This is a genomic window from Myroides profundi (genome assembly GCF_000833025.1).
In the GTDB taxonomy this organism is placed as follows: Bacteria; Bacteroidota; Bacteroidia; order Flavobacteriales; family Flavobacteriaceae; genus Flavobacterium; species Flavobacterium profundi_A.
On the sequence record NZ_CP010817.1, the window covers coordinates 2,031,267 to 2,055,277 of the forward strand.

The following is a 24,011-nucleotide window of genomic DNA, read 5'->3' on the forward strand; positions in this document are numbered from 1 at the left end:
AACTATAAAGTTAAGCTTTCTCCAATATTTAGAAGCATAAGATCTTTTCCTTTCTCAAAGAACTTACGTTTAGCTTCTTCATGATCTATCTCTATATATCCAAATGTATCAAAGTGGTATCCTAAGACTTTATCACATTTAACAAAGTCTGAAGCTACAACAGCCTCATCTATATCCATAGTGAAGTTACTTCCTATTGGCAAAATAGCTAAGTCTAGATTAGTAAACATAGGTATTAACTTCATATCCATAGTAAGGGATGTATCACCAGCTATATAGATATTCTTATTTTTACTTTCTATTACGAACCCACCAGGTTGTCCTCCATAACTTCCATCAGGAAAAGAACTAGAGTGGATAGCTGGAGTATATTTTAATTTTCCAAAGTCAAACATCCATGATCCTCCGTGGTTCATAGGGTGAGCCTGAAAACCTTTTGCTTCATAATGTCCTGCTATTTCTGCATTAGATACTATAACTGCCTCTGGATTATTCTTAGCTATACGTTCTACATCAGCTATGTGATCTCCATGAGCATGAGTGATAAGAATATAGTCTACTTTTATAGCATCTACATCTATTCCTTTAGCAGCAGGTAGTGGGTTTCCTGATATAAAAGGATCCACTATAATATTAATGTCTTCGATCTTAATACCTAAGCAGGCATGTCCATAATATGTAATATCCATAATTCTAATTTTTAAAGTACTAAAGCTATTGAAAATAATACAGAAAGTAAAAAAGTACTTAATGCAACTATTTTCATTTGTGAATCTAATTCTCTAGGTTCTCTGTTTTTCTTTACAAAACTCAAGTGTTTTAATAAAGGAATATAAGCGATTATAAAGAAATATTTTACTATTGAGAAATTAGCATGTATTCCATAAACGATGAAAGCTATTAAAGCAAATAGAACAATAAAATAATGATACTGTTTAGCGCCCTGTCTACCTAACTTTACAGCTAATGTGTTTTTACCAACTAATTTGTCAGATTCTAAATCTCGCATATTATTAATATTTAATACAGCTATACTTAGATTTCCTACAGCTATAGCAGGTAAGATTACCCAATAATCAAATACTTGACCGTATAGATAGAAAGATCCCAACACACTCACTAAACCAAAGAAGATAAATACAAATAAATCTCCTAATCCTTTATAGCCGTATGCTCCTGATCCTACCGTATATTTAATAGCTGCTGCAACACAAGCTACTCCTAAAACAAAGAAAAAGATAGAAGTGAAAAAATTATCCTTACCAAAGGAAATATAAATTAGAACTAAAGCAGAAATAAGCGATAACAATGAAGTAATGATTACTCCTTGCTTCATTTCCTTAGGAGTGATTAAACCACTCTGTAAAGCTCTCTGTGGGCCTATACGAGTTTCATTATCTGTTCCTTTTACTCCATCTCCATAATCATTTGCAAAATTTGAAAGAATCTGAAGTAATAAAGTTGTCAATATTGCAAAGGAAAAGATACTTAGAAAAGAAGTATTTGTAGAAAAATAAGGATATGCACATGCACTACCAACGATTATTCCAGAAACAGAAAGAGGTAAAGTACGCAATCTTGCAGCACCTACCCATGCTTTAATTTTTATCATCTATATATTTAAGTAATACTAAAAGCTTATTGCATTTAGAAAGGTATTAGAAGCCAAAATTAAATAGAATTTATGAGATACGATAACGTTTGTACGAGTCTATCTACTAATATTTATACTATCGCTTAGCCAATAAGTTTTAGCTTAAGATATTTATGTGGTTTGGCGAAGGTATAATATAAAGCATAAAGTGGATTCGCTCCTTTTACAGAGAAAGTCAAAGTTTGATCTTCTGCTATTTCAAAAATAATAGCATTAGAGGTGTTCCAATCTATTTTAGTACTAAGAATATGTTTACCTTCTGAAATATCAAAAGTCATTTCTGTTCCATTAGCTATAGACCCTATTTTCTCTCCATCTAAGAAAATAGTATAATTTCTAAATCGTTCTACAAATGCCTTTTTTCTTCTTAATATTAATTTTGCCATTTTCTACTGTCTCCTGGTTTGTAGTAAAGTTAAAAAGTTATTCAAGAATTAAGGGTATAAAGTCAGAAGTTATTTAAAAACTTTTTAGAGTAGTATTCTACTCTGTTTATTCTCTTTTAAATCCCTATATTTCATCCTATAATAATAAGTTATAATCACTTATTAATTATTATAACTTGTTTATTATCAGCATATATTACATATTATGTAAAGTAATAATTTAAGTAAATAAGAAGCTTAAAATCTAATCTATAAGATTACCAATATAGAGGATTTGAACCAGATAAGGGAGTAGAATTAGCTAATAAACACTTCTTTTTTAAATTAAGAATAAGGTTATTTTGAAAAAAAAATTAGCTTTATTACAATTCAGTTAGATACTAATAGACACTGATTTAATAACTATCTAAATAAAGTTTCTTCGGAGAGTCATTGGGCACTCTTTGGATGTTCTTCGGAAAAAGGGCCTCTGTTCCGAAGAAACACTGAACTTTACCGAATACCTTCCGAACAAAGAGGATATTGAAATATATTACATTACTAAAAACCAATGAGTTACATCTTTTAAATTGCCTTTTTTTGTAAAAAAGTGGAAGTTTTTGGACTTTTTAGGAAAATAATGCCAAAATATTCCATCTAGACTTCACCTATAATTAAATTTTAGTATACTTCCCTCCTTAGCTTATATAAAAAAGCCATCCAATTTTTGGATGGCTTCTATATCTCTAGAGTTTATTAAATATAAACTACTATGGAATCCATTTTTTAGGGAAGTTAGGCTTTCTCTTTTCTAAGAATGCATTTCTTCCTTCTATAGCTTCATCAGTCATATAAGCCAGACGAGTTGCCTCACCTGCGAATACCTGTTGACCTACCATTCCATCGTCTGTTAAGTTCATCGCGAACTTAAGCATCTTGATAGAAGTAGGTGATTTAGCTAATACCTCTTGTGCCCATTCATAAGCGGTATCTTCTAATTCTGTATGAGGAATAACAGCATTTACCATTCCCATTTCGAAAGCTTCTTGAGCAGAATAGTTTCTACCTAAGAAGAAGATCTCTCTTGCTTTTTTCTGACCCACCATTTTAGCTAAATATGCAGAACCATATCCACCATCAAAACTTGTTACATCAGCATCAGTTTGTTTAAAGATAGCGTGTTCTTTACTCGCTAGAGTCATATCACATACTACGTGTAAGCTATGCCCTCCTCCTACAGCCCATCCTGGAACTACAGCGATTACTACCTTAGGCATAAATCTGATAAGACGTTGTACTTCTAAGATATTTAGACGATGCATACCATCATCTCCTACATATCCTTGATGTCCTCTAGCCTTTTGATCTCCTCCACTACAGAATGAATAAACTCCATCTTTAGGTGATGGCCCTTCTGCAGATAATAATACTACTCCGATAGATGTATCTTCTTGTGCATCATAGAATGCACGATATAGTTCACTAGTTGTTTTTGGTCTAAAAGCATTGCGAACCTCTGGTCTATTAAAAGCAATACGAGCTACTCCATCACACTTTTTGTATGTAATATCCTCAAACTCGATAGCTGTTTCCCATTGAATCTTACTCATAATGTTTTTTAATTTAGGGTAAAAATAACCTATTTTTTGCATTATATTGCCATTCCAAAACATTATAATCCATGAAAAAAACACTATTATCCCTATCTGTCCTATTTCTTGGACTAGGCGCATACGCTCAAAAGTATGATTTTCAAAACATTGTAGATATTCAAGGTACACCTGTTATCAGTCAAGGAAAAACAGGAACTTGCTGGAGCTTTAGTACTTCTTCATTCTTAGAATCTGAAATAATTAGAAAAACCAACAAGCATATTGACCTTTCTGAGATGTATAATGTCAGAAATACATACCCTAAAAAAATAGAAAACTATATTCTTAGACAAGGAAAGACTCAATTCGGTGAAGGTGGTTTAGCTCACGATGTGATTAACAGTATGAGAGATTATGGATTAGTTCCTGTAGAAGCATATTCTGGACTAGTAGGACAAGAAGCCTATGATCATAAAGAGTTGTTTAAAGTATTAAAGAGTCTAATAGATGCTTTTGCTAAGAGTGACGCTCCTATTTCTAGTAATTGGAAAGAACTAACTGAACACGTACTAGATATGTATATGGGAAGTAATATTAAAGAGTTTACTTATCAAGGCAAAAAATATACTCCTGAGAGTTTCTTGAAAATGACTACCCTTAATCCTGATGATTATGTAACAATTTCTTCTTTCCAAAATAAAAAGAATTATTCTTCGTTTATTCTTAATATTCCAGATAATTTCTCTAATGGTAGTATGTATAATCTTCCACTAGAAGAGTATATTGCTAATATTGATTATGCTTTGGATAATGGCTATACGCTCTCTTTAGATTGTGATGTTTCAGAAAAAACGTTCTCTGGTAAATATGGAATTGCTTTTATTCCAAATGACAATGCTGATACAGAAAAAGGTTTAACAGAGATTATTAAAGAGAAAGACATTACTGCTGATTACAGATTACAAGAGTTTTATAACTTTAATACCCAAGATGATCACCTAATGCATATCGTAGGAAAAGTAAAAGATCAAAAAGGAAATATTTACTATAAAGTTAAAAATTCATGGGGACCAAATAGTGATCGTGTAGGAAATGATGGTTATATTTACATGAGTATTCCATACATGAAGTTAAAGTCTATTTCAGTGCTTTTACACAAAGATGGATTACTTAAAAAAACGAAAGAACAATTGAGAATACAGTAGTTATAAGATATTAAAATAAGGCCAGTTATAAAATCACTCTAACTGGTCTTTTACTTAGAAGAACGAATGATTAATAAAAGATATTTTGCAGTAACATTAATAGCAGCATTATCATTATATGCTTGCCAAGAGAATAAAGAATTAGCTACAAATATTCCTATCATAAAAGAACATAATGTACGTGTGGATAACCCTTATAAGGTGGAGTTTCCAGAAGTTACTACAGATTATATTTTAGAGAAGGCTCATATTATAGAGAATTTTTATAACGATAATATTAATAAAAACGGATATACAGGTAGTTTCTTAGTGGCTAAGAATGGTCAGATTATTTATGAGAACTATTCTGGAGTATCAGATAGAAGCGGAAACGACTCTATAGGAAGCGAGACCTCTATGCATGTTGCTTCTGTTGGTAAGGTTATCACAGCCGTTACTATTCTAAGATTAGTAGACAGTGGTAGATTAGACCTTAACCAGAGCGTATCTGAGATTATAGAAGGATTTCCTTATCCTGAGATAACGGTAAGAACCTTATTAAGTCACAGAAGTGGTTTGGGGTATTATGGATATTATAAGAATATCTGGGATAATAAAACCACTGTTACAAATGAAGATGTAATAAAAGTCATTAATAAAAAAAGAGTATCACTAGACTTCACTCCTAATACTAAATTTACGTATAGTAATACTAACTATGTATTATTAGCGTCTATTGTAGAGAGAATCACTCAGAAGACATTTAGAGAAGCTGTAAGAGAGTTAATCTTTGATCCGTTAGAGATGAACCACAGTTTTGTTTTCGATGATTTAACCAAGAAGAATGAGGTAACACAATCTTTCTCTGGTGGGAAGAAACTAATGAGATGGGACTATATGGATGGAACTTATGGAGATAAAAACATCTATACCACTCCTAGAGATTTTCTGAAGTTTGATACTGCTTTATATTCTGATAATTTCCTAAGTGCTGATCTTAAACAAGAAATGTTTAAAGGATATAGCTTTGAGAAAAAAGGAAATAGAAATTATGGGTTAGGAATAAGATTATTAGAGATGGACAATGGCGATATGTATACGTATCACAATGGCTGGTGGAGAGGAAATACTTCTTCATATATAAGACTAGCTAAAGATAATGTATGTATCATCTTGTTCTCTAATAAGTATTCTACATTGACTTATAAGACTATTCATTTATCTCATCATTTTGGAGATTATCCCGTAGGAGATATGGAACTCTAAAAATATAGATTATGAAAAAAGCGAACATTATTTTCGGTACAGATTATGCTATTTGCCAAGCTCCTATGTTAGGAGTAGCTACACCAGAGATGGTAGCAGCAGTAAGTAACTCAGGTTGTATAGGTACACTTCCATTAGGTGGCTTCCCTCCTGGCTTAAGCAGAGAGTTAATCAGAAAGACGCAGTCTTTAACAGACAAGCCTTTTATCGTTAATATGTTCCTTAATCCTATAGTTGATATTGATCAAAGAGAGATTGATGATATGCAACATACATTAAGTGAGATAGGCAAGGAAATAGGATATTCTCATACTACAATTACCGACTTTGATCAAGAGACATATCAGGGTAATCTAGAAGTAGTAAAAGAACTAGGCCTTCCCTATCTTGCTTTTACTTTTGGCTGTTTTACAGATCAAGAGATAAAAGAACTACACGACCTAGATATATATTTAATAGGTACAGCTACTACAGTAGAAGAAGCTATTTATTTAGACGACAAAGGCATCGATGCTATTATTCTTCAGGGGATCGAAGCAGGAGGTCATAGAGGCACTTTTCTGAAAGACTCTTTAGAAGATAACCTCCCATTAGAAGAATTGTTTAATAGCGTATTACCTATCGTACAGAAGCCTTTATTTGTAGCAGGTGGTTTATACGATGGGGTAATGGGTAGAGATTATTTAGATAAGGGAGCTGCTATGGTATGTTATGGCTCTCTATTTATTACAGCTGACGAAAGTACAGCTATGGACTACCAAAAAGACCTTTTACACAAAGGAGAAGCTGTAGAAACTGTTTTAACGAAATCTTTTTCTGGTAAATTTGCTAGAGGTATTCTTAATAATTTTGTGAAAATGATAGATTATGATAATAAAAACATACCTTTGTATCCTATTCAAAATATTTTAACACAAAAATTAAGAAGTTTTGCTAAACAAAAAAAAATTCATAATTTTAATTCTCTTTGGTGCGGAACTAATGCCCATTATGCCAAAAGAGATTCAACGTCAAAAATTATAAATAAATTGATTAAGGAAGTGTATGACTTATAGTTTTCAATATCGTTTTTTAAAGAATATAAACTTAGAGGAGCTTTTATCTGTTTTTAACAAGTCTTTTTCAGATTATACTGTTCCGATGAAATTAACATTGGAGCAATTAAAAGACAAAATTAAAGCAGAGGGTATTGATTTAACAATTTCTGTAGGGGCTTTTTGTAATAAAGAATTAGTAGGATTTATTCTTCACGGTAAGAATAATGACTATCTATATAATGCTGGTACAGGAGTATTGCCTTCTTTTAGAGGTAATAATCTTACTACTAAGATGTATGATTATGCTATTCCTTTATTTAAGAGCTTTAATATGCGTAAAATCAACTTAGAAGTAATCAGTTCTAATGAGACCGCTTGTAAGTCATATCGCAAGATTGGTTTTAAAAAATGGAGAGTAGTTAATTCTATTAAGGGAATCACTAATGTTAAGAGCTCTAAGTTTGAAGAAATAGAAGGTTTGCAAATCAATAATTTACCCTATTATGAGTATCTTATCTATTTTGCAGAGAAAGATATTATTCCTACATGGGAGAATAACGAATTCTGTGTACACAACTTCGAGACTACCCTAATTATGCGCAAAGCAACTATTAATGGCACTACTACTGTAGGATACTTAATCTATGACCAACGCATTAATAAGGTGCTTCAGGTATGGGTAAAAGAGGGATATAGACGTAAGGGAATAGCTTCTTATCTTATTAAAGAATTAATAGGTAATGATAGAAACTTCTATATTACAAATATAGATGGACAAAACTTCGGTATCCATTCTTTCTTTAAATCTATAGGTGGAGAACCTTATCTAGAACAGGTAGAAATGGAAATGTACTTATACTAAAATTACCCAAACAAGTAAGAAGTCATACTTAAAGATCCACCTACATATTTATCATTAAAGATGTGGATGTTATCACTACTATTTGTCAATCCTAGAATATATAATAACGGATAATAATGATCAGGTGTAGGTACTGCATATTGCATACTTACACCTTTATTTTTATAATCTAATAGGTCTGTAAAAGACCTATTGAGTATTGCCTGCTTTACTAATTCATTACTCTCTATCGCCCAATCAAATGCATAATTGTCTTTATTCATATTATGCCAGTCTAGAGCAGATAGATTGTGTACGATATTACCACTTCCTATGATCAATACTCCTTTTTTTCTAAGGGCTTTTAATTGTTTTCCTATTTCTAGGTGATATTCAGGGCTTTTGTAATAATCTATGCTTAATTGCAATACAGGAATATTCGCTTCAGGAAATAAATGACACAGTATAGACCATGCCCCGTGATCTAATCCCCAAGTTAAATCTTCGTGTATATCTTGATGTTCGTTTAGAAGAGTGATCTCATTCGCTAGAATAGGATTACCTTTTACATTGTATTCAACATCAAATAACGCTTTTGGAAAACCTCTAAAATCGTGAATTGTTTCTAATGTAGAATTAGCAGTAACTAAAGTTCCTTTTGTTAGCCAATGGGCAGAGACTACTAAGATCGCTTCTGGCTTAGGTAATTGTCTTCCTAAGTTCTTCCAATATTGAGAGAACTCATTGTCCTCTATAGCGTTCATAGGAGAGCCATGCCCCACAAATAGTACAGGCATCTCCTCTGCTCTATCTTTTAACCAAAACAGATCGTTTAAAACTTGCTCTCCCATTTCTTTATGATTTTAGATTATTCTGCTAATATTTTTTTAATATCTCTGTTATCACCATAGATAACCATGATATCACCTTTATTCAATACTGTTTCATAAGAGGCAATACCTTGTACTTCGTGTATTTTCTTATGCATCCCGATAAAGCTCTTTTCTTCTTTTATCTTCAGTGTTGTAAGAACAACTAAGTTATAATTAGTTCTAAAACCGATCTCTCCTAATGTTCTACCTGCAAAACGGTCAGACACTGTGATTTCTACGATACTGTATCGTCCATTAATCTCATAAGAGTCTACTACACCTTTTATACATAATTTCTTAGCCCATCTCTCTGCTGTTTCTTCTTCAGGGTGTACGATTTCATCTACTCCTATGGCTTGTAAGACATTCTCATGTACAGGACTAATAGCTCTACTGATAAGCCTTTTTACATTTAGATTTTTTAGAACAGCAGTAGTCATAATATTAGCTCCTTGATCTTCACCTATTGCTACGATAACGATATCTGTATTCGCTAGAGGTAGTCCAGACATCATATATTGATCAGTAGAGTCTAGACAGATAGTATGGGATATCATATCCTTATAAGCATCTACCCTAGCCATACTTTTGTCTACACCTATTACTTCGTTTCCTTGTTCTGTAAGTTTTTGTGCTAATGACGCACCAAAATTTCCTAAACCAATAATAATATATTTCATGTCCTATACTAGTTAATCAGAATCTCTTCTGTTGGATATCTATAATTCGTTAATTTTTCTTTTTTGCTTATTGCTATTAGAATGGTAAGCATACTCACTCGTCCAATAAACATAAGCATAATCAGAGTTACTTTACTAGGATCTGTCAGCTGAGCTGTAATCCCTGTACTTAATCCTGATGTACTATAAGCAGAGAATGCCTCATATGCTAATCTTAATAAATCTGTCTTGGGCTCAAAAAACGAGAGCGCAAAAATAGCTATTCCTATCACAAATAAAGATAAGAATATAATCGCAAAAGCACGTTGTACAGACAGTTGATCCACCTCTCTTCTGTATACTTCTATTCTAGATCTACCTTTCATTAAGGCCCAGATATTTAAGACAGCGATAGCAAAAGTACTTGTTTTAATACCTCCTCCTGTTGATACTGGTGATGCCCCGATCCACATTAAGAGAATCACGACTAAGAATGTAGAAGTAGTAAATAGATTATTATCTACTGTCGCAAAACCTGCAGTACGTGGTGAAGTAGCTGTAAAGAATGCTGTGACTAACTTTCCGAAACCACTGTGTTCTGCTAGCGTATTATTATATTCTGAGATATAGACTACTGCAGTACCTCCTACGATTAATACAGCTGTAGTGATTAAGATAATTCGAGTACTTAGATTAATAACACGAGGAATATGAATCTTCGCTTCCTTCATGCTAAAAGGAAGAAGCTTATTGATAATCAAGTGCTTTACATACTTATATACATTGAATACAATCGGGAACCCTAATCCTCCCATAATGAATAACCCTGCTATAATTAAATGCAATGGATAATTAAAGCGGTATTCAAAAGTGTATAGGTTCTCAGGTAAAGTAGAGAATCCAGCATTACAGAAGGCTGATACAGCATGAAAAATAGAGAAAAACACTCTGTCAAACAAAGATTCAAAATGCTGATGACGTATACTGATAAATATCGCGATCATCCCTATAAACTGTATAATACCAGATATAATAATGATTCGTTTTAGCGTAGCGAATACGTCTCCTAGTTTATCGATATAAGACATATCCTTAAGTACTAATTGATTTCCATAAGAGGCTTTTCCTCTAAAGAAAAAACTAAAGTAGCTAGCTAAGGTCATGATCCCAAGTCCCCCACATTCCATTAAGAAGATCATCACAGTCTTTCCAAATATAGTGAACTGCGCACCGATATCTACTGTAGATAAACCCGTTACACACACAGCGCTCGTAGCTGTAAATAGAGCATCTATATAACGCATACTACCTGGTGTATTCGTCGCTTTAGGGAAAGAAAGCATGAATGCTCCTATAAAAATGATTAATAGAAAACTGACAACAAATAACTGAGCAGGGTTCATTCTAGTCTGTTTTAAGTTTAACTGTAAGACAGAAAACTCCCTTACTAACATTAGGAATAGACCAAACGAAATAACAGCATTGCTGTCAAAGAACCTTATAGTATGCTCAGGCTGCCATCTGGCTATAATCAAGATTAAAAACAATACAATACTAAAACAGTCAAATATCTTCACTCCTAAAGTCTCGTGGTTATCTTTATTAAAATAACGTCTAACGATAGCAAGCATCCCGATACTCAAACAAATATTGTAAAAAACATTTAAGTGGTAATGATAATCGTTAAGTGTATTAAAACCTAAATCGTATATCATTAAAAACAGCGCTATGAAACTAACCCAAAAAGGCAATCTTTTAAGGATGAACGTAGTTTGCTTTATTATTTTATCTTTAAGGTAGTACAGTGGCATCTTATAATACTAATTCTTTAAAAAGCGTGGTTAATACTTCTTCTATATCCTCTGACATACCAGGATGTGGACGAGAAGATTGTATACAAGAGCTCTTTACGGCGGTTAGCCATCTAAAGCGTTCTGCTGCATCTAAAGCTCCTATAGGTGATATTTTGCACTGTCCCTTTGCGATGCGCTCAAAAGCATCTACATGGTCTTTTAAAGTATCAAAGTCTAACTCGCTCTCAAAACAATCTATCTTGCGCTTATCTAAGTAAAATGAAGATACTAACGTACGCTTAGCCTTACAGAATACTAATACCCCAATATTGATAAACTCTTCTCGTTCTACTTTAGGAGTGTATCTTATTATTGCATACTCATATACCTGCATCTTGATGTTTTTTTGCTTCGTTAACAAATAGATCAGAATTCGCTAATCTGTTCTTTAAAAAAGAGAAATAAATACTTCTTATCTCTTCAGGAGTCAAGTCGCTTTCCTCCCATTCTAACCAATCAGTAGGTATCTGATTTGTAATATATTTAAGGTCTTCTTCTTGAAGTAATGCTTTAAACTCTTTATCCACTATATCTAGCTCTTTTGCCACAGGTAGTAATACGTGATCCTTTATAAATGAGAAAGGAGTCAACGCACTTTTTTCCCAATTTGTAAAAGAATGATGGAAATAAAAAGAAGCGCCATGATCTATTAACCATAACTCTTTATGCCAGATTAGCATATTCGTATTTCTAAAAGTACGATCTACATTGGTGATAAAAGCATCTAGCCACACGATTTGAGAAGCTAATTTACTTTCTATTTCTAAAGCAGAAGGGTCATACGTTAAAGCTCCAGATAAGAAGTGAAGACCTAGATTTAAACCTTTACTAAACTGTAATAGGTCTTGTATTTCTTCATCTGCTTCTGTTCTACCAAAAGCCTCATCTAGCTCAGCAAAGACTAATTCAGGCACATTCAATCCTAATTTCTTAGCGATTAAACCACCTAATAATTCAGCAATTAATGCTTTGATACCATGACCAGCTCCTCTAAATTTTAATACATATTTAAAGTCGTCATCAGCATCCGCAAGTGCAGGAAGTGAACCTCCTTCTCGCAGTGGCATAATATACCTAGTAACAGTAACTGTTCTTAACCCCAATTGATTCTCCATTTGGCTATTTTATAATGAAATGATCATGCAATATTAACCAAAAAACCCCCAAAGTAACTTACTTTGAGAGTTAAATTTTAAACTACTGCATTCCAGTGATTGTTTATCTATTTTACTTGTCTAAATAAAATCTTGTATTTTTATGGATAGGACAGTCTACTCGATGTGACCCAGGTAAATAAGCTGTACTCATTAAAAACTCATTTACGATCTCTCCTCCTACGAACTTAAAGTGTTTTTTAAACAACTTTACCCATTCTTCTAGTGTATACTCTTTATGTAGGTCTAGCCAACTTTTAAAGCTTCCAAATTCTTTTTGTAACACGATGATTTGATTAGCGTTATATATCGCAGCATTAACCTTTAGTTTATTGCGAATAATCCCGCTGTCTTGTAATAATCGATCAATATCAGCCTGCGTAAAATTAGCGACCTTGTCTATATCAAACCCTACATAAGCTTTTTGGAAGTTTTTTCTTTTTTGAAGAATAGTATTCCAGCTCAGTCCTGCTTGGTTTATTTCTAAAACAAATCGTTCGAACAACGCATTGTCATCCGTTAATTCGAATCCATATTCATAATCGTGATAGTACTTATTAGGATTATCAGAATCTAAAGGTAGCTCATTACAGAAATCACAGTAATGCTTTTTAACAACAGCCATTAATTAATCACTTTTATTTTAGCATCGTTTAAGACCTTTCTGAATGCATTCTTAGCATCAGGAGTTTTAAGTCCAAACACATCTCTAGTCTTTCTATTATTCAGTTTTATCACAGCTTTAGTACCTAATGCTTTGGGCATTTTCACATACTTAATATCATATTTATCGATAGAGTCAACAGCAGTCTGCATTAAGAAGTTCTTTACTGTAATATATAAGAAGGTAGCTACAATAATACAAAACACATAGTCCATCTCTTTAGGCTGTTGCCAATTAGCAGTATATAGCCTAGCCACTCCTAAGATTAGGATAGCAGAAGACATAATCCTAGAAGATGTTAAACGTCCTTTTTGATTATCTGTTATTTCAAGCTTTTTAGTTTCTTTATTGAATTTGATCATTTATTTCAAGTATTTATAGTAACAAATCTACTAATAAAAAATAAATCTAAAAGCCAATATAATGTTAGTATTATGAGGTCGTCTTGACTTTTGTAGAATAAAAAAGAGTATAAAATTTTATAACGCTAAACAAACAAAATCCCAACTGTTGGATTATTTATTAATGTTGATGCAGGATTTGATTCACAAAAACTTAGAAAAATATTGAGTGATAAAGAAATAATAGCTAACATCTGTCCTAATAAACGAAATGGCCAAGGTAATGAAGAAAGCTACTTGGATGAACAACTATAGAAAGAAAGTTATGCTATTGAAAGAACGAATGTTTGGTTAGATAGCGTTAGTTCTTTAATCACTAAATTTGATACCACATTTTCTAGTTAGATATCGTAGAGCTTCATTGCTTTTATTGTCATAGAATTAAAGAAATTTTAGAATACTAAAAAGTCAAGATACGTTCAGAATAAAACCTGTGAGCCATAAAATTCTCATAGGTTATTTTTATAATTATATATGACTTATTTTTCTGTTATATCTAATCCCATACCATCAGTACCTCTCATTTTACTCACTACTTTTGAATTTTTTAACGTAATAAATATAACTGCTCGAGGGGATTCTTTAACATATCTATAGTACTTAACAGCAATCATCCTATCTCCTTCACTACATTGTTGAAGTGGATGGAGAGATAGGTATTCTTTTGTAACATTGAAAAAATCAATATATACAGGTGTATTATTGTCAACTCTATTATTAGTGAAAAAAGAATCTGTATTAATATAATTAAAAACAATTTCTTTGCTTTTTTTAATTATTTCTTCATCAGTCATTTTAGTCATATCTTGACTAAATCCTTGTATACTTCCTAGAAGTATTAGAATTAATAGATAAATGTGTTTTTTCATTTTTTCATTTTAATTTATTGTGTAATATACATATATTTTAGAAGGTGCATCTAAGTTATGACCTTTTCTAATTGTTGATTGATCAATGTTGCTAAAAGGTTTATTCCCAACATAATCATATACCATGTTAGGGCTACTTTTGAACACCTCCACTTTGATTTGAAATATTAGTAATACAGAAGCTAAATTAATTTCGGAACTTTTACTACCAACTAATTATAATCAAGAAGATGATTACGATGTTGTTGCAATTGGAAGTAAAGTAGAATACGTTAAATCTGGAGATAAGATCCGAAAGTTTAAACACGCAGAAGGAACTGATATTATTTATAAAAAATGGATTTTTTACTTCTAAGTGAGAGTTATTATATTGAATATTTAGTCTACTTTAGATAAAATAAAAAAAACTATGAGCTATGCAATTCCCTAAGTTTTTTATAATTATATAGGACTTTATTTTCTTTATAAATCTAATCCCATACCATCAGTACCTCTCATTTTACTGACTAATTTTGAGTCTTTTAATCTAATATATATAACTGCTTGAGGAATCTGCGTAATATCTATTCTATAGTAAGCAATATAAATGAGTTTATCTCCCTCCTTATAATTGGAGTTTCCTTTTAAGATCTCATCCTCTTTTTTTATTAAAAAAACTTTAGTCTTAACAATCATATCATTGTCAACTCTACTATTATTGAAAAAAGAATCTGTGTTAATATAATTAAAAGCAATTTCTTTACTTTTTTTAATTATTTCTTCATCAGACATTTTAGTCATGTCTTGACTAAATCCTTGTATACTTCCTAGAAGTATTAGAATTAATAGGTAAATGTTTTTTTTCATTTTTTCATTTTTTCATTTTTTGTTAAATCAAACATAGTACAATAAAATAATATTTTGTTATATTTTTTTATGTCAATTAAACATAATAGACAAAGTAGTAATTGTTGATGCTTGTGTACAAGCTAGAAGTGTTATATGGATTTTATGTTATTAGCAAAAACTTTTAAGACACAAAAGAATGTTTTAAAATCTAAAAATAGAACATTAGAGGAACAGCAATAGATAACAGAAGTAGCTAATAAGGCTTTTTTTAAATTCAAATATACCATCACTTACTATAAAAAATGTAAATAAACTACAATCCAATTTTTTCATTTATAATGAGAAATAAAAAAAGCCTAGAATATATCTAGGCTTTTCTATGTATTTCAGTATAATTAGATTATACGTGTAATGCTCTGTTATCAGTTGCAGCTAACGCAGCTTCTTTAATAGCTTCTGCGAAAGTAGGGTGAGCGTGAGACATTCTAGAGATATCCTCTGCAGATGCTCTGTACTCCATAGCTACTACTGCTTCAGCGATTAAGTCTGCAGCACGAGCTCCTACCATGTGTATTCCTAATACTTCGTCAGTATTTTTATCAGCTAAGATTTTAACTAATCCATCTGTTTCAGCACTTGCTCTTGCACGTCCTAAAGCTTTGAATGGGAAGCTACCAGCTTTGTAATCAATTCCTTCAGCTTTTAATTGCTCTTCTGTTTTTCCAACAGCTGCAACTTCTGGCCAAGTGTAAACTACACCAGGAATTAAGTTATAGTCAATATGAGGTCTTTGTCCTGCTAAGAACTCAGCTACCATTACTCCTTCTTCTTCAGCTTTATGAGCTAACATAGCACCACGTACTACGTCACCGATAGCGTAGATATTAGAAGCAGAAGTTTGTAAATGATCATTTACCTCTACTTGTCCTCTATCTGTTAATTTAACTCCAGCTTTGTCAGCGTTTAATCCATCAGTATATGGACGACGACCTACAGCTACTAAAGTGTAATCTCCTTCTAGAGTCACTAATTCTCCTTTTTTATCTTCTGCAGTTACTGTTACTACATCTCCTTCACGCACTACTCCTTGTACTTTGTGAGAAGTATAGAACTTCATACCTGCTTTTTTAAGCACTTTAGTTAATTCTTTAGATACAGCGCTATCCATTGTAGGTAATACTCTATCAGCATACTCTACTACAGATACTTTAGATCCTAATCTCATGTATACTTGACCTAATTCAAGACCGATAACACCACCACCGATTACGATTAAGTGTTTAGGTACCTCAGGAAGTTTTAAAGCTTCTGTTGAAGTAATTACTCTTTCTTTATCTAAAGTAATGAATGGTAAAGTAGATGGTTTAGATCCTGTAGCAATAATACTATGTTTAGCTTCGAATGTTTCTACACTTCCGTCTGCTTTAGTTACATTGATAGTAGTTGCGTTCTCAAATGATCCAACTCCTTCAAAAACAGTAATCTTGTTCTTGTCCATTAGATATTTAACACCTGAAGATGTTTGATCAACTACTGCTTGTTTTCTTTCGATCATTTTTGATAAATCGAACTTTACTTCTCCAGTGATTTCTATTCCGTGATCAGCAAAATGAGCAATCTCTTCCATGTGATGAGATGATGCTAACAATGCCTTAGAAGGAATACACCCTACATTAAGACAAGTTCCTCCTAAGTTAGAGTATTTCTCTACTATAGCAGTTTTAAATCCTAATTGAGCACAACGAATTGCTGCTACATATCCTCCAGGTCCTGAACCAATTACAACTACGTCAAATGAATTCATAATATATTATCTTATTTGTTGTTTTTATATATCTTACAAAGTTACACTTTTTATATAATTTAGTCTAAAAAGAGAACTTTAAAGTTTCTTAATTTTATCAATAATAATCACTACTAGCACAATACTCTTAGTCCTCCTTTAATAACTCGGATCTCAAACTGATTAGTATCATACTCATAATATTCTCCATCCATCTGAAAACCATTTCTTTCTTGTCCTATGATCTCTACTGTAATATGATCTGACTGAACATAATCTGTCTTTCTGAATTTCTCTGTTTTCTTTAAGATCACATAGAGTCCAAAAGTTAATTGTTTCAATAAATTAATTTTTGGCACCATTAGATAATCTAATAGTCCATCTGTCAGACTTGCTTTCGGAGTTAGAGACATATTATATCCCATCTCATTAGAGTTAGAGATAAATAATAGCAACGGGTTTACTTCTTTGGTTTGCCCTTTATAAGTAACTAGCATTCGCTTAGCTTTATACTGTTGAGCAGAGTTTAATGCCGCTTTGATATAAGCACCTAATTTGCGCTTACCTGATTTCTCATAGTTATCTATAATAGTAGCATCTATACCGAATCCCATATTACTAAAGAAATATTCTCCATTAATACTACCAACATCCATATTCATTACTTTTCCATCGCGTACACGTATTATCGCCTGCTCTATATCTTTAGGAATAGATAGATTAGAAGCTAATCCATTACCTGATCCTACAGGTACTACTCCGAATATAACATCCTTGCCCACTACTTGTGTCGCTACTTCATGAATGGTCCCATCCCCTCCACAAGCTACGATAATATCTGCACCTGCTGATAGTGCCTGCTGTGTTAATTCGATAGCATGTCTTTTATAAGTAGAATATAGTACATGTATATCAAATGCTTTTTCATCAAAGAATTTTTTAATATAATCTGCGGTAATATTGTGCTTTCCTTTTCCAGAAATTGGATTAACGATAAAAAAGATTTTTTTCATAATAAGATTTGAATATATCATAGCCTGTACATTATGTACACTATGCGCATACAAATATACAAAGCTATTCTAATAATGATATTGTATAATACTTATGATATCATTAAAATTTAGGTTACAGTATCCTTTTATAGCTATAGTAAACATGATAGATATAGCTTCTCGCTTGCTGATTCTAGGGGATTACTTGCAGTTTTCTTGCAGTTTCCTTGCCCAGAGCACCTCTTTCTCGAAGGAATGTGCAAGAATACCCCTAGCATAGTGCAAGTATATTCGTCTATCAAAGAATTAGAAATAAAGTAAAATGGATACATATAGATACAAAAAAGCCAATTCTAAAGAATTGGCTTTAATATACTTTATTTAATAGGACCTTCCCATTCTGTAATCCCTCCTAAAAGGTTATGCGTCTCTTCAAAACCTAAAGACTCCATTACATGACATGCTTGGCTACTTCTTCCACCTGATTTACAATAGATATAGTAAGCTTTAGTTTTGTCTAGATTAGCTATTTCATCTAAAAAACCTTGTCCTTTATAGATATCTATATTGATAGAACCTGGGATAGCCTTCTCTTCTACTTCTTCTTCTGTACGTACGTCTAGTATAATAGCATTAGAATCAGCTTGCGCTTTTTCCCACCATTGTTCTTGTGATAAATTTGTCATTGTTTGTTCTTTTAGTAATTGGGTCAAATATAAAGTTATTCTATTTCAAATGAAATTTTTTTAAAATAAATTGAGTCTATATCCTACATTATACCTTAATTTGCCTTATCAAAACTCACTAATATGTCTTCACATCACATTGTCAGAGATGACCAAGAACCTGCTTTAATCATTGCTAATGGTGCTGCCTGTAGTCAAGAACTTATGGGACAATTACTTGAATGGTCTCCCCTAGTTGTTGTACTTGACTCAGCTATCGAGAGGGTTATAGATTTAGGTGTGAAAGTGGATGTACTACTTGGTGATTTTGATAGGGACTTCGATGCAGATGCTTATAGAGAAAAGCAGTATCCTATAGAGATTGTACATATCGCTGATCAGAACTCAACTGACTTAGAAAAGGCATTTGACTACCTTATAAAACGTGGTATACCTGCTGCCAATGTAATCTGGGCTACTGGTAAACGTGCAGATCACACTATCACCAATATTACGAATATCTGTAAATATAAAGATAGACTGAAGATAACGATGTATGATGACTACTCACGTATCTACCCTCTACCTAATCACTTCAAAAAGTGGTACGAAAAGGATACAATTATCTCTCTTATCCCTGTAGGTGAAGTGACTAATATTACAACAACGAATCTCCTCTACCCTCTAAATAATGAATCTCTCCTACTAGGTGAGCGCACAGGAAGTAGCAATACAGTAGCTGAAGATGGACTAGTGACAATAGATTATCTAAAAGGGAATCTATTGATGATGGAATGTCATGATTAGTGATACTTAATTACTTTTCATTTATATGCCTAGGATATAATCTAGGTTTAAGAAGTATTATTATCTTTGTTTAAGACCTTAAGCAAAGATATATGGACTATTTAAAAGAAGGAGAACACTTTGGAGAAAAGAAACAACAACTTGTTGTGAAAGATGTTATTCTAAGCAAGGCAAATGCCTCTCCTACTGATCATATTCCATGGCATTATCACAAGCATGCTTATTTCTTATACAATATAAATGGCTACTTAAATGAGGTAACTAAAAAGGGAACTTTAGAGTTACAACCCAACACCTTATTATACCACCATAGTCAAGAACCTCATTACAATAAAGATATCCAGAAAGAGTTTGATTTCTTACATGTAGAATTACCTTCAGCTTGGTTTTTAAAATACGATTTGTCTCCTAGTCTTATAGAAGGAGACTTACTCTTAAAAGATCCTAGTCTTCAAACGCTATTTCATAAAATACATATAGAATCTCAATTAGCTGATCAGGCTACTAATCTTGCTATAGATGGTTTATTATTACAGACTTTTGGGCAGATTACACGTCTTCAAGCTCAGGATTTAGATACTCATAAACCGCTATGGGTAAATAAATTGATAGAACTAGTCAATGAAGAGCGATGGGAGGTACTAAGTTTAAATTACCTCGCTACTGAATTAGAATTACACCCTGTTTATTTATCGAGGAAGTTTCCTATTTATTTTAAAATGAGTTTTGGGGAATATTTAAGAGAGCAAAAACTAAAAAAAGCAATTGATTTATTGTTATACCACCCTATTAGTCAAGCTGAAGTCGCTTATCAATGTGGCTTCTCTGATGAGAGTCATTTTATACGCATCTTTAAATTAAAATATGGTGTGACTCCTGCTGTGTTTAAAAATCAACACAGAGGTTAAGTATATTCTATTAGGTTTAGAACATTCTATTTTTATATTTATTTCTACTGTATTTTTGTGTAGCAATTAATACTAAGTGACTATGTACAGTTTTAAAAATGATTATGCAGAAGGCATGCATCCTAATATACTAAATAGAATAATAGAAACTAATCTAATCCAACAAGCTGGATATGGTGATGATGAATATACGCTAAGAGCAAAAGAACTAATCCAAGCTAAAATAGAGAATCCTCAAGCACAGATCTACTTCGTATCTGGAGGAACTCAAGCTAACTTATTAGTTATTTCTTCTATCCTACGTACACATCAGGCAGTTATTGCGCCTCAGACAGGGCATATCTTTGCAAATGAGACAGGAGCCATAGAAGCGACAGGGCATAAAGTAATCCCTGTAGCGACTACTAATGGTAAACTAACCGCTCAAGATATAGAACGTATGGCAGGTGAATATGGATTAAGACCTCATGTAGTAGAGCCTAAAATGGTGTATATTTCTAACTCTACAGAGCTGGGGACTATCTATACTAAGGAAGAACTAACAGCCATCTCTTCTACTTGTAAGCAGTTAGGGTTATACCTTTTTATAGATGGAGCTAGATTAGGACACGCATTGACAGCTGATAATAACGACCTTACCTTAAAAGATATTGCTGATTTAACTGATGTATTCTATATAGGAGCAACTAAAAATGGTGGATTATTAGGTGAGGCTATTGTGTTTAATAATACTGAATTAGCTACTTATTTTGATTATAATTTAAAGCAGAAAGGTGCTTTACTAGCCAAGGGAAGATTATTAGGATTACAATTTGAAACTTTGTTTACAGATAATCTCTATTTTGACTTAGCCAGTCATGCCAATAGAATGGCTACAAAACTAACAGAAGCATTTAAAGCAAAAGGATATCATTTCTTAGGAGATTCTACTACGAATCAGTTATTTCCTATTCTTCCTTTAGCACTGATAGAAGAGCTGAATAAAGATTATGACTTCTATATTTGGAAAGCAATAGATCAAGAATATGCTGCTATTAGACTGATTACGTCATGGGCTACTGATGAAGAGATGGTCAATCAATTTATAGAGAAGATAAAATAATAAAAGCTCCCTTAGGAGCTTTTTACATACTATTCTTTTACTAATCGATAGTTTAAATTCTCTTTATTCTGTTCTACTTTATAGTTTTCGGTTAATTCTAATACCCAGCCATCTCCGAATACTTTATTTACCTCTACCTTAGTAGGGTTAGTTATAGATAGTCTATCCCAATTAGGACTCATCAGAGCTCCTTGTTCTACAGTTAAAACGCCCCATACATCACTTATTCTCATCGTTGGATACACCGTCCCCTTATCTTCTAATGCTACAAGATTTGAGGGATTAAAAGAAACATTCATCTTTTCAAATTTGATTTCAAAATGTGGGTTTTCGACGAATTGAGCTTTATATGTTGCTATTATCTTTTTAATATTAACATCTCTTTCTACTTCTTGTTCTATAATGAAAGCTCCATTATATTTACTTTTTAATTGATTAACAGTGCTTTCTAAATTGTTGGGAATTTGGATATTCCAAGCCTTGATAAAGTAATCAGTAAGATTAGTAGTTGTATTAATATTCTTATTCCACTCTTTATCTTCTTGTGAAAGCAGGTAGCCATAGACAGGAATAGTGTGATAGGCGAATGACCTTATATAAGTCGCATTCTTAAAGAAATCATCTATCTCTTTTGAAACATGGTCAGCTGTTTCTTTTTTTGTACGATTACTTACCATTAACCCTGTAAACTCCGCAATTCCCTCGTTTAATTCTAGATTATTTTCTGTTGTATACGACTCATTGTAAAGACTCTGTCTATATTTTCTAAAAGACAGAGCTGCTGTAAGGTGTTTGTTTCTTTCTTTTAGAGAATGAGCTTGAATAGCTTGTTTTAAAGCCTCTAATTCTAAACGAAGATATACTCTCCCCTCTTTTTGATCTAAATGGTTATTATCTGTGTTATTTAACTTAAAACCTAATGTTGGTTGAACACGATGAAAAGACTCATGCCCCAATAGGTTAATTCTATTTTGTACATTATCAGATAGTGGAAGCATAATCATCGCCCATCGCTTGCCTTTCCATTCAATAGCTGTATTGGCTATATTAATATTTTTAGGTAATGTACCAATATATACCCCTTCTTGAGGCTTTAATTTATTTTCTTTATCCCCCTCATTAGCATAAATAGCTCTTGTCTCAGAATCTATTAATAAGATAGGTCCATACAAGTCAATGTCCCATAGAGATTTGTGTTGTTCTGCAGCATTTTTAAATTCATCAAAATAAACATTCGCTTGTTCTAACATACTCTGTTCATTCTGACTAAAGATACTTTGGGTAAGTAAAAAAAGTGAGAACGCGATTAGTTTTCGTTTCATATTTATAGTTATAGGTGTTTAGAAACGAATATATTAAAATATCTGATTTGCTAAGAAATATTTATATAAAACACAAAAGGATATTATCTAATATCCTTTTGTATAACTAAACTATTTATTTTTTATAATGCCCATTATCAACTGTGATAGTCACTACTTTTGGAGCAGCGATATTTCCTTCACCGTGCTCACCTCCTATAAATGAAACTGGAATAGCTTTTTTAATTGTATAATGTAACACTCCTTTTTCATCTTGGGTTACTTCTACAGCGTCAACAAGATAATCATCACCGATGTACTCATATTTAGCATCTTGGTAGTTTTTCTTATTAGCTCCTATTCTAATTGCTATGGTAGCTAATCTATCATGACCAATAGGAAATTTACCATTGGCTAAAACAAAAGTTCTAGGCCTTACTACTGTATATAGTCCTGGCTCAGGTTTATTAATATTAATACTTAAAAGACCTCCTGGAAAATCACCATACTTAGCATCATCTTTTGATGGAAAAAAGTCAGTATCAGTCATTGTTATAAAAGTATCATTATAACTTTTACCTTCTCTATGACGAGGTAGATAATTCCAATATTTATAAGTTACGTTCTTGTCCGCTAATACTTTTTTATTTCATACTAAACCTAAAAAGGCTGTCAAAACAAAGAGGCTTGTTTTATCTTTTAATTTTTGTACAGAAGAAACTGATTAGCACTACTCAAACTAAACATTAAACAAGGTTTTCTTCGGGCGTTGATTAGAGAGTCTTTTAGAGTTCTTCGGAAAACTGGCCTTCCTTCCGAACAAACACTGAATTATTCCGAAGAGGTTCCGAATAAACGCATAGCGCTAATATATTTTGTTACTGAAAATCAGCTAATTAAAAATTAAATATAGGAAAAAAGTGGAACTTTTTGGAAATAAAGAGAAGTTTTTGGAAAAGAATGGAAGTTTTTGGAAGGAAGTGGAAACTATTCTAAAAACTTGTTCTTTTCGATCGTAGTTTTGCCATGTAATCAGGAAAATAAATATGATTGTATTGGAATTCTTTGATTTTTCCTGATAAACCAAGTGTTTTAATAGATACTTCACGAAGTGAATTACATTAGGCAACAACAATAAAATAGTATACTTATATGATAGTCTTTGGATTTAAATTTCTTTATATAGCAATCAGAATTAACCTTTACTACTT

25 protein-coding genes are annotated in these 24,011 nt (G+C 32.4%); 7 read left to right on the plus strand and 18 right to left on the minus strand.

Annotated features, from left to right (window positions below):
- Positions 1–2: 2 nt before the first annotated feature.
- The 4 genes from MPR_RS08900 to MPR_RS08915 all read right to left on the minus strand — a co-directional run bounded on the left by MPR_RS08900 (position 3) and on the right by MPR_RS08915 (position 3,629).
- Positions 3–689: a metal-dependent hydrolase gene (locus MPR_RS08900; RefSeq protein WP_041891736.1), complete on the minus strand. Its 687-nt coding sequence runs from the start codon at positions 687–689 to the stop codon at positions 3–5.
- Between the two features lie 11 nt (positions 690–700).
- Positions 701–1,612: a 1,4-dihydroxy-2-naphthoate octaprenyltransferase gene (gene menA, locus MPR_RS08905; RefSeq protein ID WP_041891739.1), complete on the minus strand. Its 912-nt coding sequence runs from the start codon at positions 1,610–1,612 to the stop codon at positions 701–703.
- Positions 1,613–1,737: 125 nt separating this feature from the next.
- On the minus strand, positions 1,738–2,040 hold the full coding sequence (locus MPR_RS08910) for a hypothetical protein (RefSeq protein WP_006258824.1): 303 nt from the start codon (positions 2,038–2,040) through the stop codon (positions 1,738–1,740).
- 749 nt (positions 2,041–2,789) lie between these two features.
- Positions 2,790–3,629, minus strand: a complete 840-nt coding sequence (locus MPR_RS08915; RefSeq protein WP_041895317.1) for a 1,4-dihydroxy-2-naphthoyl-CoA synthase — start codon at positions 3,627–3,629, stop codon at positions 2,790–2,792.
- Positions 3,630–3,700: 71 nt separating this feature from the next.
- On the opposite strand from MPR_RS08915, the gene MPR_RS08920 reads away from it, so the two are divergent.
- The 4 genes from MPR_RS08920 (at position 3,701) to MPR_RS08935 (ending at position 7,960) form a co-directional block, all read left to right on the plus strand.
- A complete protein-coding gene (locus MPR_RS08920) occupies positions 3,701–4,816 on the plus strand; it encodes a C1 family peptidase (protein WP_041891742.1) in 1,116 nt (371 codons plus the stop codon).
- Positions 4,817–4,915: 99 nt separating this feature from the next.
- Positions 4,916–6,061, plus strand: a complete 1,146-nt coding sequence (locus MPR_RS08925) for a serine hydrolase (RefSeq protein ID WP_052472773.1) — start codon at positions 4,916–4,918, stop codon at positions 6,059–6,061.
- An 11-nt stretch (positions 6,062–6,072) separates the two neighbouring features.
- Positions 6,073–7,116, plus strand: coding sequence for an NAD(P)H-dependent flavin oxidoreductase (locus MPR_RS08930; RefSeq protein WP_041891745.1), 1,044 nt, complete (start codon positions 6,073–6,075; stop codon positions 7,114–7,116).
- Between the two features lie 85 nt (positions 7,117–7,201).
- Positions 7,202–7,960: a GNAT family N-acetyltransferase gene (locus tag MPR_RS08935; protein ID WP_235280417.1), complete on the plus strand. Its 759-nt coding sequence runs from the start codon at positions 7,202–7,204 to the stop codon at positions 7,958–7,960.
- Between the two features lie 2 nt (positions 7,961–7,962).
- On the opposite strand, the gene ygiD is transcribed toward MPR_RS08935, so the two are convergent.
- The 12 genes from ygiD to MPR_RS08995 all read right to left on the minus strand — a co-directional run bounded on the left by ygiD (position 7,963) and on the right by MPR_RS08995 (position 18,703).
- Positions 7,963–8,790 carry a 4,5-DOPA-extradiol-dioxygenase gene (ygiD, locus tag MPR_RS08940; protein WP_041891751.1) on the minus strand — a complete coding sequence of 276 codons (828 nt, stop codon included), beginning with the start codon at positions 8,788–8,790 and terminating at the stop codon, positions 7,963–7,965.
- 17 nt (positions 8,791–8,807) lie between these two features.
- On the minus strand, positions 8,808–9,491 hold the full coding sequence (locus MPR_RS08945; RefSeq protein WP_006261234.1) for a potassium channel family protein: 684 nt from the start codon (positions 9,489–9,491) through the stop codon (positions 8,808–8,810).
- An 8-nt stretch (positions 9,492–9,499) separates the two neighbouring features.
- Positions 9,500–11,281 (minus strand): TrkH family potassium uptake protein, encoded by a 1,782-nt coding sequence (locus MPR_RS08950; RefSeq protein ID WP_006261233.1) that lies wholly within the window; start codon positions 11,279–11,281, stop codon positions 9,500–9,502.
- A 1-nt stretch (position 11,282) separates the two neighbouring features.
- On the minus strand, positions 11,283–11,657 hold the full coding sequence (locus tag MPR_RS08955) for a DUF3037 domain-containing protein (RefSeq protein ID WP_041891753.1): 375 nt from the start codon (positions 11,655–11,657) through the stop codon (positions 11,283–11,285).
- Entirely contained in the window at positions 11,644–12,438 is a 795-nt protein-coding gene (locus MPR_RS08960; protein WP_006261232.1) for a HipA family kinase, read from the minus strand. The genes MPR_RS08955 and MPR_RS08960 overlap by 14 nt, the downstream gene beginning before the upstream one ends.
- Before the next feature lie 112 nt (positions 12,439–12,550).
- On the minus strand, positions 12,551–13,102 hold the full coding sequence (locus MPR_RS08965) for a DNA-3-methyladenine glycosylase I (RefSeq protein WP_041891756.1): 552 nt from the start codon (positions 13,100–13,102) through the stop codon (positions 12,551–12,553).
- Complete coding sequence (locus MPR_RS08970; protein WP_041891759.1) at positions 13,102–13,503, minus strand: hypothetical protein; 402 nt, start codon at positions 13,501–13,503, stop codon at positions 13,102–13,104. The genes MPR_RS08965 and MPR_RS08970 overlap by 1 nt, the downstream gene beginning before the upstream one ends.
- A gap of 518 nt (positions 13,504–14,021) precedes the next feature.
- Complete coding sequence (locus tag MPR_RS08975) at positions 14,022–14,411, minus strand: hypothetical protein (RefSeq protein WP_041891762.1); 390 nt, start codon at positions 14,409–14,411, stop codon at positions 14,022–14,024.
- 462 nt (positions 14,412–14,873) lie between these two features.
- Complete coding sequence (locus MPR_RS08980) at positions 14,874–15,257, minus strand: hypothetical protein (protein ID WP_041891765.1); 384 nt, start codon at positions 15,255–15,257, stop codon at positions 14,874–14,876.
- A gap of 382 nt (positions 15,258–15,639) precedes the next feature.
- Entirely contained in the window at positions 15,640–17,043 is a 1,404-nt protein-coding gene (gene lpdA, locus MPR_RS08985; RefSeq protein ID WP_041891768.1) for a dihydrolipoyl dehydrogenase, read from the minus strand.
- A 113-nt stretch (positions 17,044–17,156) separates the two neighbouring features.
- Positions 17,157–18,035, minus strand: coding sequence for a diacylglycerol/lipid kinase family protein (locus MPR_RS08990; RefSeq protein WP_041895320.1), 879 nt, complete (start codon positions 18,033–18,035; stop codon positions 17,157–17,159).
- A 359-nt stretch (positions 18,036–18,394) separates the two neighbouring features.
- A complete protein-coding gene (locus MPR_RS08995; RefSeq protein WP_006261228.1) occupies positions 18,395–18,703 on the minus strand; it encodes a rhodanese-like domain-containing protein in 309 nt (102 codons plus the stop codon).
- A 123-nt stretch (positions 18,704–18,826) separates the two neighbouring features.
- On the opposite strand from MPR_RS08995, the gene MPR_RS09000 reads away from it, so the two are divergent.
- The 3 genes from MPR_RS09000 to MPR_RS09010 all read left to right on the plus strand — a co-directional run bounded on the left by MPR_RS09000 (position 18,827) and on the right by MPR_RS09010 (position 21,499).
- Positions 18,827–19,489, plus strand: a complete 663-nt coding sequence (locus tag MPR_RS09000) for a thiamine diphosphokinase (RefSeq protein ID WP_041891771.1) — start codon at positions 18,827–18,829, stop codon at positions 19,487–19,489.
- Between the two features lie 92 nt (positions 19,490–19,581).
- Complete coding sequence (locus MPR_RS09005; RefSeq protein WP_041891774.1) at positions 19,582–20,397, plus strand: helix-turn-helix domain-containing protein; 816 nt, start codon at positions 19,582–19,584, stop codon at positions 20,395–20,397.
- A gap of 82 nt (positions 20,398–20,479) precedes the next feature.
- Entirely contained in the window at positions 20,480–21,499 is a 1,020-nt protein-coding gene (locus MPR_RS09010) for a threonine aldolase family protein (protein ID WP_041891777.1), read from the plus strand.
- 29 nt (positions 21,500–21,528) lie between these two features.
- On the opposite strand, the gene MPR_RS09015 is transcribed toward MPR_RS09010, so the two are convergent.
- On the minus strand, positions 21,529–22,821 hold the full coding sequence (locus tag MPR_RS09015) for a hypothetical protein (protein WP_041891779.1): 1,293 nt from the start codon (positions 22,819–22,821) through the stop codon (positions 21,529–21,531).
- A 115-nt stretch (positions 22,822–22,936) separates the two neighbouring features.
- Positions 22,937–23,350, minus strand: coding sequence for a hypothetical protein (locus MPR_RS09020; RefSeq protein ID WP_235280418.1), 414 nt, complete (start codon positions 23,348–23,350; stop codon positions 22,937–22,939).
- Positions 23,351–24,011 lie beyond the last annotated feature (661 nt).

Bases quoted from the DNA above. Each gene is read 5' to 3' on its own strand.
- MPR_RS08900 (WP_041891736.1), bottom strand. From the start codon at position 689: ATGGATATTACATATTATGGACATGCCTGCTTAGGTATTAAGATCGAA.
- menA (WP_041891739.1), bottom strand. From the start codon at position 1,612: ATGATAAAAATTAAAGCATGGGTAGGTGCTGCAAGATTGCGTACTTTA.
- MPR_RS08910 (WP_006258824.1), bottom strand. From the start codon at position 2,040: ATGGCAAAATTAATATTAAGAAGAAAAAAGGCATTTGTAGAACGATTT.
- MPR_RS08915 (WP_041895317.1), bottom strand. From the start codon at position 3,629: ATGAGTAAGATTCAATGGGAAACAGCTATCGAGTTTGAGGATATTACA.
- MPR_RS08920 (WP_041891742.1), top strand. From the start codon at position 3,701: ATGAAAAAAACACTATTATCCCTATCTGTCCTATTTCTTGGACTAGGC.
- MPR_RS08930 (WP_041891745.1), top strand. From the start codon at position 6,073: ATGAAAAAAGCGAACATTATTTTCGGTACAGATTATGCTATTTGCCAA.
- MPR_RS08935 (WP_235280417.1), top strand. From the start codon at position 7,202: ATGAAATTAACATTGGAGCAATTAAAAGACAAAATTAAAGCAGAGGGT.
- ygiD (WP_041891751.1), bottom strand. From the start codon at position 8,790: ATGGGAGAGCAAGTTTTAAACGATCTGTTTTGGTTAAAAGATAGAGCA.
- MPR_RS08945 (WP_006261234.1), bottom strand. From the start codon at position 9,491: ATGAAATATATTATTATTGGTTTAGGAAATTTTGGTGCGTCATTAGCA.
- MPR_RS08950 (WP_006261233.1), bottom strand. From the start codon at position 11,281: ATGCCACTGTACTACCTTAAAGATAAAATAATAAAGCAAACTACGTTC.
- MPR_RS08955 (WP_041891753.1), bottom strand. From the start codon at position 11,657: ATGCAGGTATATGAGTATGCAATAATAAGATACACTCCTAAAGTAGAA.
- MPR_RS08960 (WP_006261232.1), bottom strand. From the start codon at position 12,438: ATGGAGAATCAATTGGGGTTAAGAACAGTTACTGTTACTAGGTATATT.
- MPR_RS08965 (WP_041891756.1), bottom strand. From the start codon at position 13,102: ATGGCTGTTGTTAAAAAGCATTACTGTGATTTCTGTAATGAGCTACCT.
- MPR_RS08970 (WP_041891759.1), bottom strand. From the start codon at position 13,503: ATGATCAAATTCAATAAAGAAACTAAAAAGCTTGAAATAACAGATAAT.
- MPR_RS08975 (WP_041891762.1), bottom strand. From the start codon at position 14,411: ATGAAAAAACACATTTATCTATTAATTCTAATACTTCTAGGAAGTATA.
- MPR_RS08980 (WP_041891765.1), bottom strand. From the start codon at position 15,257: ATGAAAAAAAACATTTACCTATTAATTCTAATACTTCTAGGAAGTATA.
- lpdA (WP_041891768.1), bottom strand. From the start codon at position 17,043: ATGAATTCATTTGACGTAGTTGTAATTGGTTCAGGACCTGGAGGATAT.
- MPR_RS08990 (WP_041895320.1), bottom strand. From the start codon at position 18,035: ATGAAAAAAATCTTTTTTATCGTTAATCCAATTTCTGGAAAAGGAAAG.
- MPR_RS08995 (WP_006261228.1), bottom strand. From the start codon at position 18,703: ATGACAAATTTATCACAAGAACAATGGTGGGAAAAAGCGCAAGCTGAT.
- MPR_RS09000 (WP_041891771.1), top strand. From the start codon at position 18,827: ATGTCTTCACATCACATTGTCAGAGATGACCAAGAACCTGCTTTAATC.
- MPR_RS09005 (WP_041891774.1), top strand. From the start codon at position 19,582: ATGGACTATTTAAAAGAAGGAGAACACTTTGGAGAAAAGAAACAACAA.
- MPR_RS09010 (WP_041891777.1), top strand. From the start codon at position 20,480: ATGTACAGTTTTAAAAATGATTATGCAGAAGGCATGCATCCTAATATA.
- MPR_RS09015 (WP_041891779.1), bottom strand. From the start codon at position 22,821: ATGAAACGAAAACTAATCGCGTTCTCACTTTTTTTACTTACCCAAAGT.
- MPR_RS09020 (WP_235280418.1), bottom strand. From the start codon at position 23,350: ATGACTGATACTGACTTTTTTCCATCAAAAGATGATGCTAAGTATGGT.